The sequence below is a fragment of the Streptomyces sp. NRRL S-646 genome (genome assembly GCF_000720765.1).
Lineage (GTDB): Bacteria > Actinomycetota > Actinomycetes > Streptomycetales > Streptomycetaceae > Streptomyces.
In genome coordinates this window covers 340053-355501 of the sequence record NZ_JODC01000009.1, presented here as the reverse complement: position 1 = coordinate 355501, position 15449 = coordinate 340053, and the positions used below count along the sequence as shown (strand labels likewise).

16 protein-coding genes are annotated in these 15449 nt (G+C 71.7%); 8 read left to right on the top strand and 8 right to left on the bottom strand.

The window, feature by feature from the left end; genetic code table 11:
• Positions 1-7: 7 nt before the first annotated feature.
• A complete protein-coding gene (locus IH68_RS0124990) occupies positions 8-508 on the top strand; it encodes an Lrp/AsnC family transcriptional regulator (protein WP_399183887.1) in 501 nt (166 codons plus the stop codon).
• A gap of 15 nt (positions 509-523) precedes the next feature.
• On the opposite strand, the gene IH68_RS0124985 is transcribed toward IH68_RS0124990, so the two are convergent.
• Together IH68_RS0124985 and IH68_RS0124980 are read right to left on the bottom strand one after the other, a co-directional pair.
• Complete coding sequence (locus tag IH68_RS0124985; protein ID WP_030939110.1) at positions 524-1114, bottom strand: TetR/AcrR family transcriptional regulator; 591 nt, start codon at positions 1112-1114, stop codon at positions 524-526.
• Complete coding sequence (locus tag IH68_RS0124980) at positions 1111-2628, bottom strand: 3-hydroxyacyl-CoA dehydrogenase (protein ID WP_030939107.1); 1518 nt, start codon at positions 2626-2628, stop codon at positions 1111-1113. The genes IH68_RS0124985 and IH68_RS0124980 overlap by 4 nt, the downstream gene beginning before the upstream one ends.
• Positions 2629-2787: 159 nt before the next feature.
• Between IH68_RS0124980 and paaN the strand changes: the two genes are divergently transcribed.
• The gene (gene paaN / locus IH68_RS0124975) at positions 2788-4479 is read left to right on the top strand and encodes a phenylacetic acid degradation protein PaaN (protein WP_030939104.1); all 1692 of its coding nucleotides are present in this window, start codon (positions 2788-2790) and stop codon (positions 4477-4479) included.
• Here paaN and IH68_RS0124970 read toward each other — a convergent pair.
• The 3 genes from IH68_RS0124970 to IH68_RS0124960 all read right to left on the bottom strand — a co-directional run bounded on the left by IH68_RS0124970 (position 4476) and on the right by IH68_RS0124960 (position 7362).
• A complete protein-coding gene (locus IH68_RS0124970; RefSeq protein ID WP_030939101.1) occupies positions 4476-5240 on the bottom strand; it encodes a TrmH family RNA methyltransferase in 765 nt (254 codons plus the stop codon). The genes paaN and IH68_RS0124970 overlap by 4 nt on opposite strands.
• Positions 5241-5308: 68 nt before the next feature.
• Positions 5309-6523, bottom strand: a complete 1215-nt coding sequence (locus tag IH68_RS0124965; protein WP_030939098.1) for an HTTM domain-containing protein — start codon at positions 6521-6523, stop codon at positions 5309-5311.
• On the bottom strand, positions 6520-7362 hold the full coding sequence (locus IH68_RS0124960) for a DUF5819 family protein (RefSeq protein WP_037885117.1): 843 nt from the start codon (positions 7360-7362) through the stop codon (positions 6520-6522). The genes IH68_RS0124965 and IH68_RS0124960 overlap by 4 nt, the downstream gene beginning before the upstream one ends.
• Positions 7363-7666: 304 nt before the next feature.
• Here IH68_RS0124960 and paaA point away from each other — a divergent pair, with 304 nt between their 5' ends.
• The 6 genes from paaA to IH68_RS0124930 all read left to right on the top strand — a co-directional run bounded on the left by paaA (position 7667) and on the right by IH68_RS0124930 (position 12512).
• Positions 7667-8689: a 1,2-phenylacetyl-CoA epoxidase subunit PaaA gene (paaA, locus tag IH68_RS0124955; RefSeq protein WP_030939091.1), complete on the top strand. Its 1023-nt coding sequence runs from the start codon at positions 7667-7669 to the stop codon at positions 8687-8689.
• Positions 8686-8973, top strand: coding sequence for a 1,2-phenylacetyl-CoA epoxidase subunit PaaB (gene paaB / locus IH68_RS0124950; RefSeq protein ID WP_030939087.1), 288 nt, complete (start codon positions 8686-8688; stop codon positions 8971-8973). The genes paaA and paaB overlap by 4 nt, the downstream gene beginning before the upstream one ends.
• Positions 8970-9701 carry a 1,2-phenylacetyl-CoA epoxidase subunit PaaC gene (gene paaC, locus IH68_RS0124945; RefSeq protein WP_030939085.1) on the top strand — a complete coding sequence of 244 codons (732 nt, stop codon included), beginning with the start codon at positions 8970-8972 and terminating at the stop codon, positions 9699-9701. The genes paaB and paaC overlap by 4 nt, the downstream gene beginning before the upstream one ends.
• Positions 9698-10213, top strand: a complete 516-nt coding sequence (gene paaD / locus IH68_RS0124940) for a 1,2-phenylacetyl-CoA epoxidase subunit PaaD (protein WP_030939082.1) — start codon at positions 9698-9700, stop codon at positions 10211-10213. The genes paaC and paaD overlap by 4 nt, the downstream gene beginning before the upstream one ends.
• The gene (locus IH68_RS0124935) at positions 10213-11274 is read left to right on the top strand and encodes a 2Fe-2S iron-sulfur cluster-binding protein (RefSeq protein ID WP_030939079.1); all 1062 of its coding nucleotides are present in this window, start codon (positions 10213-10215) and stop codon (positions 11272-11274) included. The genes paaD and IH68_RS0124935 overlap by 1 nt, the downstream gene beginning before the upstream one ends.
• 104 nt (positions 11275-11378) lie before the next feature.
• The gene (locus tag IH68_RS0124930) at positions 11379-12512 is read left to right on the top strand and encodes an acyl-CoA dehydrogenase family protein (RefSeq protein ID WP_030939076.1); all 1134 of its coding nucleotides are present in this window, start codon (positions 11379-11381) and stop codon (positions 12510-12512) included.
• A 19-nt stretch (positions 12513-12531) separates the two neighbouring features.
• Here the strand turns inward: IH68_RS0124930 and IH68_RS0124925 are convergent, their stop codons facing one another.
• From IH68_RS0124925 to IH68_RS0124915, 3 genes are all read right to left on the bottom strand, one after another.
• Positions 12532-12861, bottom strand: coding sequence for a rhodanese-like domain-containing protein (locus tag IH68_RS0124925; RefSeq protein WP_030939073.1), 330 nt, complete (start codon positions 12859-12861; stop codon positions 12532-12534).
• A 73-nt stretch (positions 12862-12934) separates the two neighbouring features.
• On the bottom strand, positions 12935-13777 hold the full coding sequence (locus tag IH68_RS0124920) for a J domain-containing protein (protein ID WP_030939070.1): 843 nt from the start codon (positions 13775-13777) through the stop codon (positions 12935-12937).
• Positions 13778-13882: 105 nt separating this feature from the next.
• The gene (locus IH68_RS0124915) at positions 13883-15448 is read right to left on the bottom strand and encodes a DUF2252 domain-containing protein (protein WP_420719008.1); all 1566 of its coding nucleotides are present in this window, start codon (positions 15446-15448) and stop codon (positions 13883-13885) included.
• Position 15449: the final 1 nt, after the last annotated feature.

The window sequence follows — 15449 nt, the reverse complement described above, 5'->3', positions numbered from 1 at the left end:
GGGGGACATGGCACCTGAACAAATGGCCGAAGGAGCGGAAGGCGGAAGTCCCCTGCCGTCGCCGCGGCCCCTCGACGCCATCGATCTGGACATCCTGCAGATGCTGCAGGCGGACGGCCGTGCGTCGATACGGTCGGTCGCGGAACGGGTGCACGTCTCACGCGCCAACGCCTACGCGCGTATCAACCGCCTCATCGAGGACGGTGTCATCCGCGGCTTCGGCGCCCGCGTCAACCACGAGCGCGCAGGTCAGGGCACCTCGGCGTACATCACCCTGAAGATCGTCCAGAACTCCTGGCGCACGGTGCGCGAGCAGCTCAGACAGCTGCCCGGGGCGTCCCACATCGCCCTGGTGGGCGGCGACTTCGACGTACTGCTGCTGGTGCACACCTCGGACAACAGGGCGCTGCGCGAGCTGGTGCTGACCCGGCTGCAGGCGATGCCCGAAGTGCTCAGCACGCGCACGCTGCTGGTGTTCGAGGAGGAGGACCTGGAGCCCCAGGGCTGAGCCCTGCGAGGCCGCTCACGCCTCCTTGCGCAGCCCTCCGAAGACCAACTGCACGACCGCGTCGGCCACTTCGCGCTCGCTCATGCCCCGCCCGTCGGGCCGGTACCACTCGACGATCGAGTTGATCATCCCGAAGACGAGCCTGGTCGCGAGCCGCACCTCCACGTCACCGCGTACGTCCCCGTCGGCGGCCGCCGCCTTCAGCAGCTCGGCCACCTCGTGGTCGAAGTCGCGGCGCCGGTCCAGGGCCCACCGCTCGGTGGCCGTGTTGCCGCGCACACGCAGCAGCAGCGTCACATACGGCAGTTCACCGATCAGCACCTCCACCATGCGCCGGACGACGTACTCGAGGCGCTTGGCGGCGTGCCCCACGCGCGCGTGCTCCTCGTCGAGGATCCCGAAGAGCCCGTCGAGCGCCCGGCTGACGGCCCGGCGCAGCAGTTCCTCCTTGCCGGCCACATGGTGGTAGATCGACGACTTGGAGATGCCGGCCGCCTTGGAGAGGTGCTCCATGGAGGTGCCGTCGTAGCCGCGTTCGTTGAAGACCTGGACGGCGACGGACAGCAGTGTCTCCGGGGTGTACGTGTCGCGCTTGGCGGTGGTCATGACTGGCTGCCCTCCCGCTTGTCGGAGGCGTACGCATGGCGGTACAGCGCCAGCGACGGCGCATAGCGCCCGGAGGGGTCGCGCAGGTGCAGGTCGTCGAGGAGGGCGTACGCCCAGTTCCGGCCCAGCCTGCGGCTCCACTCGAAGGGCCCGAGCGGGTAGTTGACGCCCAGGCGCATCGCGGTGTCGATGTCCTCCTCGGTGGCCACGCCCTTGGCGACGGCGTCGTGCGCGAGGTCGATGATCCGGGCGACCGTGCGGGCGACGATCATGCCGGGGACGTCGCCGATCACGCTGACGTCCTTGCCGAGCGCCTGGAAGAGGCCGGTGGCCTCGGCGAGAGTCTGCGGCGAGGTGTCCTGGGACGCGGACAGGGCGATACGGGTGGCCCGGCGGTAGTCGAGGGCGAGGTCGAAGTAGACGACGTCGCGGAACTCGACGGAGGTCTGGCCGTCGGCGAGCGCCAGCTGGCCGCCGCTCGGCAGCACCAGGCGGGTGCCGTGGTCCTCTTCCTCCTCGCGCACGGCGATGCCCGCCTCGCGGATCAGCGTGAGCAGCTCGGAGGCGGGGCCCAGGTCGCCCTCGACGACGACGTACGCGGGCTGCTGCGCGGGTTCCGCGGTGTGCGGCTCGGAGCGGTCGGCGTCGTCCCCGTACTCGTACCAGCCGTGCCCGCTCTTGCGGCCGAGCCGGCCCGACTCGACGAGGCGCCGCTGGGCGAGCGAGGGCGTGAAGCGCACGTCCTGGAAGAAGGACCGCCACACGGAGTGGGTGACGGACTCGTTGACGTCCTGCCCGATGAGGTCGGTCAGTTCGAAGGCGCCCATCCTGAAGCCGCCGGACTCGCGCAGGATCGCGTCGATGGTGGCGGGGTCGGCGCCCTGGGCCTCGTACACGGCGAAGGCCTCGGCGTAGAAGGGCCGGGCGATGCGGTTGACGATGAAGCCGGGGGTGTCGGCGCAGGCGACCGGTGTCTTGCCCCAGGCGCGCGCCATCTCGTACGCGCGCGTGGCCGACGAGACGTCGGTGGCGAACCCGGAGACGACCTCGACGAGGGGGAGCAGCGGCGCGGGGTTGAAGAAGTGCAGGCCGACGAAGCGCCCGGGGTGGCGCAGGGCGCCGCCGATGGCGGTGACGGAGAGGGAGGAGGTGTTGGTCGCCAGCAGACAGTCCTCGCCGACGATGTCCTCCAGCTCACGGAAGAGCGACTGTTTGGCGTCCAGCTGTTCCAGGACGGCTTCGACGACCAGGGAGCAGTCCGCGAGGTCGGTCAGGCTCTCGGCAGGCAGCAGACGCTCCCGCGCCGCGTCCCGGTCGGCGGCCGTGAGCCGGTCCTTCTCGACGAGCCGGTCGAGGCGGGCGCCGATCGCCGCCGCCGCTTCCGAGGCGCGCCCGGCAGCGGCGTCGTACAGCCGTACGCGATGGCCTGCGACCAGCGCGACCTGGGCGATGCCCTGGCCCATGGTGCCGGTGCCGACGACGGCCACGGGGCTGCTGAGGTCGAGTGCTGTCATGTGCGCGATCCTCCCGCACGGGGTTTTCCACAGATGCGGCAGGCCCCCTTGTCCCGACCGATCGTTCGGTTACTCTAACTCTGACCGGCTGTTCCTGCCCATGTTTCTGCCAGGTCATGAGCTCGACGAAGAGTTCTCAAGACGAGGAGTTGGTCCCGCATGGCCGCCGAACTGACCACCCGCGAGCTGATCGCCACGCACCGGCCCACCCTCGACCAGGCGCTGGAAGCGATCCGCACGCGCGCGTACTGGTCCCCGCACCCCGAACACCCCAAGGCGTACGGCGAGAACGGCAGCCTGGACGCGGCCGCGGGCAAGGCCGCCTTCGACGCTCTTCTCGGCACCCGCCTCGACCTCGGCCAGCCCGGCACGGACGACTGGGTGGGCGCCGAGGTCTCGCCGTACGGCATCGAACTGGGCGTGACCTACCCGCACGCGGACGTCGACGAGCTGCTGCCCGCCATGAAGGCCGGACAGCGCGCGTGGCGCGACGCCGGCGCGGAGGCGCGCGCGGTGGTGTGTGTGGAAATCCTCAAGCGGATCAGCGACCGGACGCACGAGTTCGCGCACGCGGTCATGCACACCTCCGGCCAGGCCTTCATGATGGCGTTCCAGGCGGGCGGCCCGCACGCCCAGGACCGCGGCCTGGAGGCGGTGGCGTACGCGTACGTGGAGCAGGTCCGCACCCCCGACACCGCGGAGTGGACCAAGCCCCAGGGCAAGCGCGACCCGCTGGCGCTCAACAAGCAGTTCACGGCGGTCCCGCGCGGGATCGCGCTGGTGATCGGCTGCAACACCTTCCCGACGTGGAACGGCTATCCGGGCCTGTTCGCGTCCCTCGCCACCGGCAACGCGGTCCTGGTGAAGCCCCACCCGCGCGCGGTGCTGCCGCTCGCGCTCACCGTGCAGGTCGCGCGCCAGGTGCTCGCCGAGGCGGGCTTCGACCCGAACCTGGTGGCGCTGGCCGCCGAGCGCCCCGGCGAGGGCATCGCGAAGACGCTGGCCACGCGCCCGGAGATCCGGATCATCGACTACACGGGTTCGACGGCGTTCGGCGACTGGCTGGAGGCCAACGCCCGCCAGGCGCAGGTCTACACGGAGAAGGCCGGTGTCAACACGGTCCTCGTGGACTCGACCGCGAACTACAAGGGCATGCTCTCCAACCTGGCCTTCTCGCTGTCCCTGTACAGCGGCCAGATGTGCACGACCCCGCAGAACCTGCTGATCCCCCACGACGGCATCCGCACCGACGAGGGCCCCCGGACCTTCGACGAGGTGGTCGCCGACCTCGCCCGCTCCGTCGACGGCCTCCTCGGCGACGACGCGCGCGCCAACGCCCTGCTCGGCGCGATCGTCAACCCGGACGTGAAGGCCCGCCTGGAGGCGGCTGCCGGTCTCGGCGAAGTCGCCCTGGCTTCCAGGGAGATCAGCAACCCCGAGTTCCCTGGCGCGGTGGTGCGCACGCCCGTGATCGTGAAGCTGGACGGCGCCAAGCCGGACGACGAGGCGGCCTACATGAGCGAGTGCTTCGGCCCGGTCTCCTTCGCCGTCGCGGTCGACTCCGCGGCGGACGCGGCGGAGCTGTTGCGCCGCACCATCCGCGAGAAGGGCGCGATGACGGTCGGCGCGTACACGACCGACGAGGAGGTCGAGCAGACGGTCCAGGAGGTCTGCCTGGAGGAGGCCGCCCAGTTGTCGCTGAACCTCACGGGCGGGGTGTACGTCAACCAGACGGCCGCGTTCTCGGACTTCCACGGCTCGGGCGGCAATCCGGCGGCCAACGCCGCGCTCACCGACGGCGCGTTCGTCGCCAACCGCTTCCGTGTGGTCGAGGTGCGCCGCGAGGCCTAGGAACTGATCGCGCCCCCGGTGGCACTCCAGTGGTACAGCGTCATGGCCACACTGGTCGCGAGGTTGTAGCTGGAGACCTGGGGGCGCATCGGCAGCGACAGCAAGTGGTCGGTACGCGCGCGTAGTTCGGCCGACAGGCCGCTGCGCTCGGAGCCGAACGCGAGGACGGCTTCGTCCGGGAGCTTGACGCCCCGGATGTCGTCGCCCTCCGGGTCGAGAGCGAACAGCGGTCCCGCCGGCAGCTCATCGACGGCCAGCCGTTCCACGGCGGTCGCGAAGTGCAGTCCCGCGCCGCCGCGCACCACCGTGGGGTGCCACGGGTCGAGCGTGCCGGTGGTGACCACGCCGGTCGCGCCGAACCCGGCGGCCAGCCGGATCACGGCGCCCGCGTTGCCGAGGTTGCGCGGGTTGTCGAGGACCACCACGGGGGCGGTGCGCGGAGTGTGCGCGAGCTTCTCGAGATTGACCGCGCGGGACGGTCGTACGGCCAGGGCGGCGACGGCGGTGGGATGCGGACGCGGCACCAGGCTCCGGTACACCGGCTCCGGCACCTCGGTGAGCAGGCCGCCCAGCGCTGCCCGCACATCGGGGGCGAGCTCGTCGGCGAGGGCGAGCGCCGCCCTCCGGTCGGCGGTGACCGCCACCGGGACCTCGGCTCCGAAACGCACGGCGTGCTTGAGGGCGTGGAAACCGTCGAGCAGCACGCAGGTGCCGGCGATCCGGCGCCAGGCAGTCACGGGGTCGAGGGTGGGATCGGTCATGGCGTGCAGCCTACGTGCGCGTCGGACCCCGGCTCACGCCGTGGAGCACGGGTGCATGGGCGCAGGGCTCACGCCGTCGAGCTCACCTGCGTGGGCTCGGGGCTCTCCGGGGCTCGCGGTTCGGACGGCGTCGTACGGCCGCCGCGGGCGAGGAAGCGGCCACGCGCGCGTGCCGCCCGGTCGCCGAGGCGGTGCAGCAGCGACGTCGGCAGGAAGACCGCGTCCGTCGCGATCATCGCCAGCGAGAAGAACGGCAGGCCGAGGAGGACGGCGATCACGGCGTGCTCGGTCATCATGGCCGCCAGCAGGACGTTCTTGACCCGCCGGTTGAACAGCGTGAACGGGAAGGCGACCTGCACGATGACCGTCCCGTACGTCACGAGCATCACCATGGTGCCGCTGGACGACAGCAGGTCGGCGAGGCCGGGCCAGGGCGAGAAGTAGTCGAGGTGGAGGGGGTAGTAGACCGCGGTGCCGTCCTGCCAGCGCGTGCCCTGGATCTTGTACCAGCCGGCCGTCGCGTAGATCAGACAGGCCTCGGCCATGATCACGAGGAGGGCGCCGTTGTGCACGATGTTGGCGACGACGTCCAGCAGAATCCTGGGCTCCCCGCTCTTCGCCCGGCGCCCGACCAGCCACCACACGGCCTGCGCGAGCCAGACGCCCCACAGGATCACAGGCACGGTCGGATCGGCGCCGTCGAACCGTCCGCCGACGGTCACCGCGACCAGCGCGACCCCGAGCACAGCCCACAGCACCAGGCCGACCCGGTCGGAAACATGCTCTCCACGCGCGCGTGCCACACGAGCCCGCTCCGCCCGCCGTGCGTCCAGCGACCAGACCCGGCCGCAGCGCGTGAACACCAAGTACACGGACATCAGGTGCAGGACGTTGTCGCCGCCGTCCCCCATGAAGACACTGCGGTTCTGCAGCGAAAGCACACCGATCATGAACAGCACGGACATGGTGCGGGTGCGCCAGCCGAGCAGCAGCAGGACGCTCGACAGGGCGGCGAGCGCGTAGACGAACTCGAACCAGCCCCGGCCGTCCGACCACATCAGGGCCGTGAAGGCACTGTTGGACGCGATCAGCTGCTGGGCGAGGTCCCAGCTCCACGGGCTGCCGGGACCGTACAGCTCCTCGCGATGGGGAAACTCGCGGAGCAGGAACAGCAGCCAGGTCGCGCTGAAGCCGATGCGGATCACGGCGGACTGGTAGGGGCCGAGCGCCGATTCCGTGATGCGGGCGATGGCGGAGGAGACCGACAGGGCGAAGCGGTTCACCGGGCGCCTCCGTCGGTGTCTGCGGCAGCGACCGGCCACCACGGCAGCACACGGTCCATGGGTTTGTCGGAGATCTTCTCGGTGCTCCACTTCGGCGGGGGCACATTGGTGGTACGGGAACGGACCTGGACCTGCTCGATGACTCCGCCCTTCCCGGCCGCGTCGTCGCGGCCCAGGCGGAGCACCACTATGCGCCGCAGATACGTCTCGGACAGGCCGCCGCGCAGCCCCGCCGGACGGTTGTTGCTGTCGTGCGTGGCGACGAAGAAGTCCCAGGCCCGGCGCAGCTCGTTCTGCTCGGTGTGGCTGGGCACCAGATTGCCGTCGATGGCCTGCCCGTCCTGGGCGGACAGGTCGTACCAGCCGGTGGTCCGCACCTCGCCGTTCTTCTCCTGCACCTCGGCGCGGACCTGGACGGCGATGTTCTGCTGCAGCGGGTTCGGCGCGAAGAGCTTCCAGTTCTGCTCGAACTCCGGGTAGATCCAGTCGTCGATCGCCTTGCCGTGCGCCTTCGTCAGGGTGTTCGACGGCGCGACGTACAGAAAGACCATGCCGACGTGCACACACACGACGACCGCGACGACGGCGAGCGCCAGCGCGGCGCCGATCTGGTAGCGCAGGGAGAGAGCGGCCACCCCGGTGCGGGGTTCGGCGTCCGGCCGGCCGGGAGCGGGAGCGACCGAGAAGGCCAAGGCGCCGGAATCGAGTACGGCGGCGTCCGTCGAGACGTCCTGCGGATCGTCCGCCGGACCCGGTCCGGCCGGCTCGGGCGCACCGTCTGGCCTGCCCGGTCCGTCCGGCCCGTGCCGGGCGTCCGTGTCTGTGCCGTACGCGTCCATTCCGCCCCGTCTCCCGATCCGGTCCATCTTCCGGCCGCCCGGCCGCGGGGCGCCGTACCGCATGTGCGCACCACGCCACCGCACTCGCACGGGCACGGTACTCAGGCCCGCCCGCGCGGCACAGCCCCTGTCGGGCCGGCCTCGCCGCGGCATACGCGAGGTCGCCCAATTTGTCCACAGGACACGCCCGCAAGTTACCCACAGCGGTTGACAGCTTACGGCGCCCGTCCCACCATGGAATCGCACGAACCGAACGATCGGTCGGGAGCCGGCTCCGGACCGAGCCCAGGTCGAGGGGGACCGCATGGCGACAGCAGCCGCGCACCAGGCGTACGGCACCGCGGAAGACACCGCCGACACCGGGGCCTACGAGCGCGCCTTCGACGCCGCCGTGGCCGCCGACGAACGCATCGAGCCGCGCGACTGGATGCCCGACGCCTACCGCGCGACACTGGTCCGGCAGATGGCGCAGCACGCCCACTCCGAGATCATCGGCATGCAGCCGGAGGCCAACTGGATCACCCGCGCGCCTTCCCTGCGCCGCAAGGCGATCCTGATGGCCAAGGTCCAGGACGAGGCCGGACACGGGCTCTACCTGTACAGCGCCGCAGAGACCCTCGGCACCAGCCGCGACGAGCTGCTCGACAAGCTCCACTCCGGCCGCCAGAAGTACTCCTCGATCTTCAACTACCCGACGCTGACCTGGGCGGACGTCGGCGCGATCGGCTGGCTGGTGGACGGCGCCGCGATCACCAACCAGGTCCCGCTGTGCCGCTGCTCCTACGGCCCGTACGCGCGCGCGATGGTCCGCATCTGCAAGGAGGAGTCCTTCCACCAGCGCCAGGGGTACGAGCTGCTGCTGGCCCTCGGCCGCGGCACTCCGGAGCAGCGGGCGATGGCTCAGGACGCGGTGAACCGCTGGTGGTGGCCGTCCCTGATGATGTTCGGTCCGCCCGACGACGAGTCGGCGCACTCCGCCCAGTCGATGACGTGGAAGATCAAGCGGCATTCGAACGACGAGCTGCGCCAGCGTTTCGTCGACATCTGCGTCCCCCAGGCCGAGTCGCTGGGCCTCACCCTCCCCGACCCGGACCTGAGGTGGAACGAGGAGCGGGGGCACTACGACTTCGGCCCGATCGACTGGACGGAGTTCAAAGAAGTCCTCAAGGGCAACGGCCCGTGCAACGAGCAGCGGCTCACCCAGCGCAGGCGCGCGCACGAGGAAGGCGCGTGGGTACGGGAGTCGGCCGCGGCCTACGCGGCCAAGCACACGAGCAAGACCGGCGAGGCGAGCAGGTCCGGCGAGACAGGAGCGACGCGAGCATGACGAACACCGACTGGCCCCTGTGGGAGGTCTTCGTGCGCTCACGCCGCGGCCTCTCCCACACCCACGCCGGCAGCCTGCACGCGCCGGACGCGGAGTTCGCCCTGCGCAACGCCCGCGACCTCTACACCCGCCGCGGCGAGGGCGTCTCGATCTGGGTCGTCCCGTCGTCCGCGATCACCGCGTCCTCCCCGGACGAGAAGGACCCGTTCTTCGAGCCGGCCGCCGACAAGCCGTACCGGCACCCGACGTTCTACGAGATCCCGGACGGGGTGAAGCACCTGTGACGGCTCCCGAAACGGCCGCGGTTGCCACGACCGCCGCCCTGGCTCTCGGCGACGACGCCCTGGTGCTCTCGCACCGCCTCGGCGAGTGGGCGGGCCATGCCCCCGTCCTGGAGGAGGAGGTCGCCCTCGCCAACATCGCGCTGGACCTGCTGGGTCAGGCCCGCGTGCTGCTGTCGACGGTGGGCGACGAGGACGAGCTGGCGTATCTGCGCGAGGAGCGCGCCTTCCGCAACCTCCAGCTGGTGGAACAGCCGAACGGCGACTTCGCCCACACCATCGCCCGGCAGCTCTACTTCTCCACCTACCAGCACCTGCTGTACGCCGAACTGGCCGCCGCGGACGGCCCCTTCACAGGCCTCGCCGCAAAGGCCGTCAAGGAGGTCGCCTACCACCGCGACCACGCCGAACAGTGGACGCTTCGGCTCGGCGACGGCACGGAGGCCGGCCACGAGCGCATGCAGCGCGCGTGCACGGCTCTGTGGCGCTTCACCGGCGAGATGTTCCAGCGGGTGGACGGCCTGGACGTCGACCTGGCCGGGATGGAGACGGCCTGGCTGGAGTCCGTCCGGGCCGTGCTGCACCGCGCGACCCTGACGGTCCCCGAGGGACCTCGCGCCGGGGCGTGGACGGCCGGCGCGGGCCGTCAGGGCGTGCACACCGAGTCCTTCGGCCGGATGCTCGCCGAGATGCAGCACCTGCACCGCAGCCACCCGGGGGCGTCATGGTGACGACGACCACGGCCCTGGAGTCCGAACTCCTGGAGATCGCCGGTTCGGTGCCCGACCCCGAACTGCCGGTGCTCACCCTCCGGGAGCTCGGCGTCCTGCGCGCGGTGCATGTGCGCGGCGCGGACGCGGTCGAGGTCGAACTGACCCCGACCTACACCGGCTGCCCCGCCATCGAGGCGATGTCCCTGGACATAGAGCGAATGCTGCACGCGCACGGCATACGGGACGTCACCGTCCGCACGGTGCTGCTCCCCGCCTGGTCGACGGACGACATCACGGCCGAAGGGCGGCGCAAGCTGCGGGAGTTCGGGATAGCGCCCCCGCGCGTGCGAGAGGCGTCCGGACCGGTCTCCGTGTCGCTGGGCCCGACCCGCACCCTGGAGCCGGTGCACTGCCCGCACTGCGGCAGCACCGACACCGAGCTGCTCAGCCGCTTCTCCTCCACCGCCTGCAAGGCACTGCGGCGCTGCCTGTCCTGCCGTGAACCCTTCGACCACTTCAAGGAGCTGTGATGGCCCGCTTCCACACGCTCCGGGTGGCAGCGGTCGACCGGCTCACCGACGACTCCGTGGCCCTCACCCTCACCGTGCCCCAGGAGCTGCGCGAGGAGTACCGGCACGCCGCCGGCCAGCATCTGGCCCTTCGGCGCCTGGTGGACGGGGAGGAGATACGGCGCACGTACTCGATCTGCTCCCCGGCACCGGCCCCCGGCAGCGCGGGCCCCACCACCCTGCGGGTCGGCGTGCGACTGGTCGAGGGCGGGGCCTTCTCGACGTACGCACTCAAGGAGATCGACGTCGGCGACGAGCTGGAGGTGATGACCCCGGCCGGCCGCTTCACCCTCGACCCGGCGCCCGGCCTGTACGCGGCGATCGTCGGCGGCAGCGGCATCACCCCGGTGCTGTCGATCGTCTCGACGCTGCTGGCGCGCGAGCCGGAGGCCCGGTTCTGTCTCCTACGCAGCGACCGTACGGCCGCCTCGACGATGTTCCTGGACGAGGTCGCCGATCTGAAGGACCGGTATCCGGGGCGGCTGCAGCTGGTGACGGTGCTGTCCCGGGAGGAACAGCAGGCGGGGCTGCCGTCCGGGCGGCTCGACCAGGAGCGGCTGACCGGGCTGCTGCCGGCGCTGCTGCCGGTGGGGCAGGTTGCGGGATGGTTCCTGTGCGGGCCGTTCGGGCTGGTCCAAGGGGCCGAGCGGGCCCTGCGCGGGCTCGGTGTGACGCGCACGCGCATCCACGAGGAGATCTTCCACGTCGACGCCGCCGCCCCCGCCTCGACCGCGACGGCCCCCGCGCACAGCACGGTCACCGCCCGGCTCGACGGCCGCGGCGGGACCTGGCCCGTGCAGGACGGCGAGTCCCTGCTGGAGACGGTCCTGCGCAACCGCCCCGACGCGCCCTACGCCTGCAAGGGCGGGGTGTGCGGCACATGCCGGGCCTTCCTGGTCACCGGCGAGGTGCGCATGGACCGCAACTTCGCGCTGGAACCGGAGGAGACGGAGGCGGGATACGTGCTGGCATGCCAGTCGCATCCGGTGACGGAGAAAGTGGAGCTGGACTTCGACCGCTGAACCCACGACCAGGCGTCCGGAGTCGGCGCACCGTTCCCTTCTTCTAGAACCTGTTCTATCTTGACGGTCCGTCAGAGCAGCGGACCCTCCGGAGGGACAGGACCGTGGACTTCACCTTCACCGAGGAGCAGCAGGCGGCGGCCGAGGCGGCGCGGGGGGTGTTCGCCGGGGTCCAGCCGGACGCGGTGCCCAGCCCCTCACTCGTCCCCGGCGCCGTCGCCGAGGACTTCGACCGCGCACTGTGGACCCGGCTCGCCGAGGCGGACCTGCTGAGCCTGCTGCTCGGCGCGGAGTACGGCGGGGCAGGCCTGGACGCCATCGCGCTCTGCCTGGTGCTGCGGGAGTCGGCCAGGGTACTGGCGCGTGTACCCGTGCTGGAGACCAGCGCGGCCGCGGCGGCCGTACAGGCATACGGCGGCGAGGAGTTGAAGTCGGCGCTGCTCCCCCGTGCGGGGCGGGGCGAGGCGGTGCTGACCGTCGCCGCGAACGGCCGCACCGGCCACGACCCGGCCGAACTCGCCGTGACCGCACAGCAGGAGGGCGACCAGTGGCTCCTGGACGGGGTGCAGACCAGCGTGCCCTGGGCGCACACCGCCGACTTCGTCGTCGTACCGGCCCATACGACCGCCGACCGCACCCTCCTCGCCGTGGTCCCCCGCAGCCACCAAGGCGTCGGGCTCGGCGAGCAGGTCTCCACCACCGGCGAGCGGCTCGGCGAACTGCGTCTGGAGTCCGCACGCATCCCGTCCCGTGACGTCATCGACGCCGACGGCGCATGGGAGTGGCTGCGCGAACTGCTGACCACCGGGACGTGCGCGCTGGCCCTCGGGCTCGGCGAACGGGTCCTCGCGATGACCAGTGAATACACTGGCAAACGGGAGCAGTTCGGACACCCCGTCGCCACGTTCCAGGCGGTCGCCGTGCAGGCCGCCGACCGGTACATCGACCTGCGCGCGATGGAGGCCACGCTGTGGCAGGCCGCGTGGCGGATCGCCTCGGGAGCGCCCGGCGTACTGCCCGCCTCCGGTGACGTCGCCGTCGCCAAGATCTGGGCGTCGGAGGGCGTGCGGCGGGTCGTGCAGACGGCACAGCATCTGCACGGCGGGTTCGGGGCGGACGTCGAATACCCCCTGCACCGGTACCACGCCTGGGCCAAGCACCTGGAGCTGCAGCTCGGCCCGCCGGCAGCGCACGAGGAGGCTCTCGGCGACCTGCTGGCGGCGCACCCGCTGGGCTGACCGCAGCGGCCGCCGCGAGCTACAGGACGAACCCGGGCTGCCCCTCGTCGGTCACGACCGGGCGGCCCGCAGCCGCCCACACCTGCATGCCGCCGTCGACGTTCACCGCGTCGATGCCCTGCTGCACGAGGTACATCGCGACCTGCGCCGAGCGGCCGCCGGAGCGGCAGATCACGTTGACGCGGCCGTCCTGCGGCGCGGCCTCGGTCAGCTCGCCGTAGCGGGCGACGAAATCACTGATGGGGATGTGCAGTGCCCCTTCGGCGTGACCCGCCTGCCACTCGTCGTCCTCGCGGACGTCCAGCAGGAAGTCGCCGTCCTTGAGGTCTCCGACCTCGACCGTGGGCACACCAGCTCCGAAATGCATGCCCAAGACGCTACCCGACGCTGCCGGACACGGCACCGGCCGCCCGAGCGGCGGGCTACCCAAGGAGCTCGGCCAGCTCCGCCTCGCGCTGGGAGACATCGGCCAGGAGCTTCTCGGCGATCTCCTCCAGGAGCCGGTCCGGATCGTCCGGCGCCAGCCGGAGCATCGCGCCGATCGCGCTCTCCTCCAGTTCCTTGGCGACCAGCGAGAGCAGTTCCTTGCGCTGGGCGAGCCATTCGAGGCGGGCGTAGAGCTCCTCGCTGCGGCTCGGACCGCGCTCCTGAGGAGCCGGGCCCCTGGCCCACTCCTCTGCCAGCTCCCGCAGCAGCGGCTCGTCGCCGCGGGCGTAGGCGGCGTTGACGCGGGTGATGAACTCCTCGCGCCGCGCCCGCTCGGTGTCGTCCTGGGCCAGGTCGGGGTGGGCCTTGCGGGCCAGCTCACGGTAGAGCTTGCGGGCCTCGTCGCTGGGGCGCACCCGCTGCGGGGGCCGCACGGGCTGGTCCGTGAGCATCGCCACGGCCTCCGGGAAGAGCCCCTCCCCGTCCATCCAGCCGTGGAACAGCTCCTCGACACCTGGCATCGGCATGACCCGGGCGCGCGCCTCGTCCGCCTTGCGCCGGTCCTCGGGGTCGCCGGTGCGGGCGGCCCGGGCCTCGGCGATCTGCGCGTCCAGCTCGTCGAGACGGGCGTACATCGGGCCGAGCTTCTGGTGGTGCAGCCGGGAGAAGTTCTCGACCTCCACGCGGAAGGTCTCGACAGCGATCTCGTACTCGATCAGCGCCTGCTCGGCGGCCCGCACGGCCCGCTCCAGCCGCTCCTCGGGACGCGGCGCACCGTCCTGGGGCGTCGCCTGCGCCTCGCCGGCGACACCACCCTGCTCAGCTTCCGGGCTCGTCACCCGCCCAGCGTAGGCCACGGCGGAGGCGGCCAGTGCGGCGCAAGGTCATCGCATCGCGCCCCTGCAAGCACGGCCCGCACCGGCCGCCTCCCGCAGACACCCAGCTCACACGCCCATCTCCGCCGCGATCCGCCCCGCCCGCACCGCTGCCACCAGATCGGCGTGGTCGGCCTCCGTGCGGTCGGCATAGGCGACGCCGAAGTCGGCGATCGCCGCGTCCAGTTCCTCGCTCTTGCCGCAGTACCCTGCGACCAGCCGCGGGTCGGCGCTGTGGGAGTGCGCGCGGGCCAGGAGCGCGCCGGTCATACGGCCGTAGTCGTCTATCTGGTCGGCGGCCAGCGCCGCCGGGTCGACACTGCCCTTGCGGTTGCGGAACTGCCGTACCTGGAAGGGCCGTCCCTCCACCGACGTCCAGCCCAGCAGGATGTCGCTGACGACCTGCATGCGCTTCTGCCCGAGCACCACCCGGCGGCCCTCGTGCTCCACCTCCGGCACCTCGAAGCCCGCGGTCACCAGGTGCGGCACCAGCGTCGACGGGCGGGCCTCCTTCACCTGGAGGACGAGCGGCTGCCCCCGGTGGTCCAGGAGCAGCACGACGTACGACCGTGTGCCGACGCTGCCCGTGCCGACGACCCGGAAGGCGACGTCGTGCACCGCATGGCGGGCCAGCAGCGGCAGCCGGTCCTCGGAGAGCGTCGTCACGTACTGCTCGAGGGCCGCCGCCACCGCCGCGGCCTCCGCGTCCGGCACCCGCCGCAGCACCGGCAGCGCCTCCACGAAGCGGCGCCCGCCGTCCTCGGCCTGCTCCGTCGACTTCGCCGCGAAGCGCCCGCTCGTATTGGCCCGCGCCTTCTCGGAGACCCGCTCCAGCGTGCCGAGCAGGTCGTGCGCGTCGGTGTGGGAGACGAGTTCCTCGTCCGCGATGGCGTTCCACGCGTCCAGCACCGGCAGCTTGGCGAGCAGCCGCATGGTGCGGCGATAGGCGCCGGTCGCGTCGTAGGCCGCCTTGCGGCACTGGTCCTCGTCGGCGCCTGCCTCCCGGCCCGCGAGCACGAGAGAGGCGGCGAGCCGCTTGAGGTCCCACTCCCAGGGGCCGTGGACGGTCTCGTCGAAGTCGTTGAGGTCGATGACCAGGTCACCGCGCGCATCGCCGTACAGGCCGAAGTTGGCGGCATGCGCGTCGCCGCAGATCTGCGCGCGGATCCGGGTCATGGGTGTGCGCGCGAGGTCGTACGCCATGAGGCCGGCGGAACCACGCAGGAAGGCGAACGGCGTGGCCGCCATCCGGCCCGCGCGTATCGGAGTGAGCTCGGCGATCCGGCCGCGGTGGGACTCCTCGACCGCGTCCGCCGCGTGCGGGCGGGAGCCGTCGAGGTCGAGCGCGGAGTGCGCACTGCGCGGCACCCGCTTGCGCAGCGCCTTGCCCTCGTCCTTGGGCGACCCCTCGGCGGGCCACTCGGCGAAGCCCCGCACCCGCGGAAGCCGCCGCACGCCCGACCCCGCCGCTGCCTCTCCGATTCCGGTCACTCCGGTCACACCAACCGCCTCCCCCGCACGCCCACGAACATCAACTCGTGCCGACCGTACAGCCGGTGACCGAAACGCGTCAGACCCTGTGGACAACTCCGCACCTGTGGAAAACGCCGCCCGGAACCCGGACCGGCCGGCCATG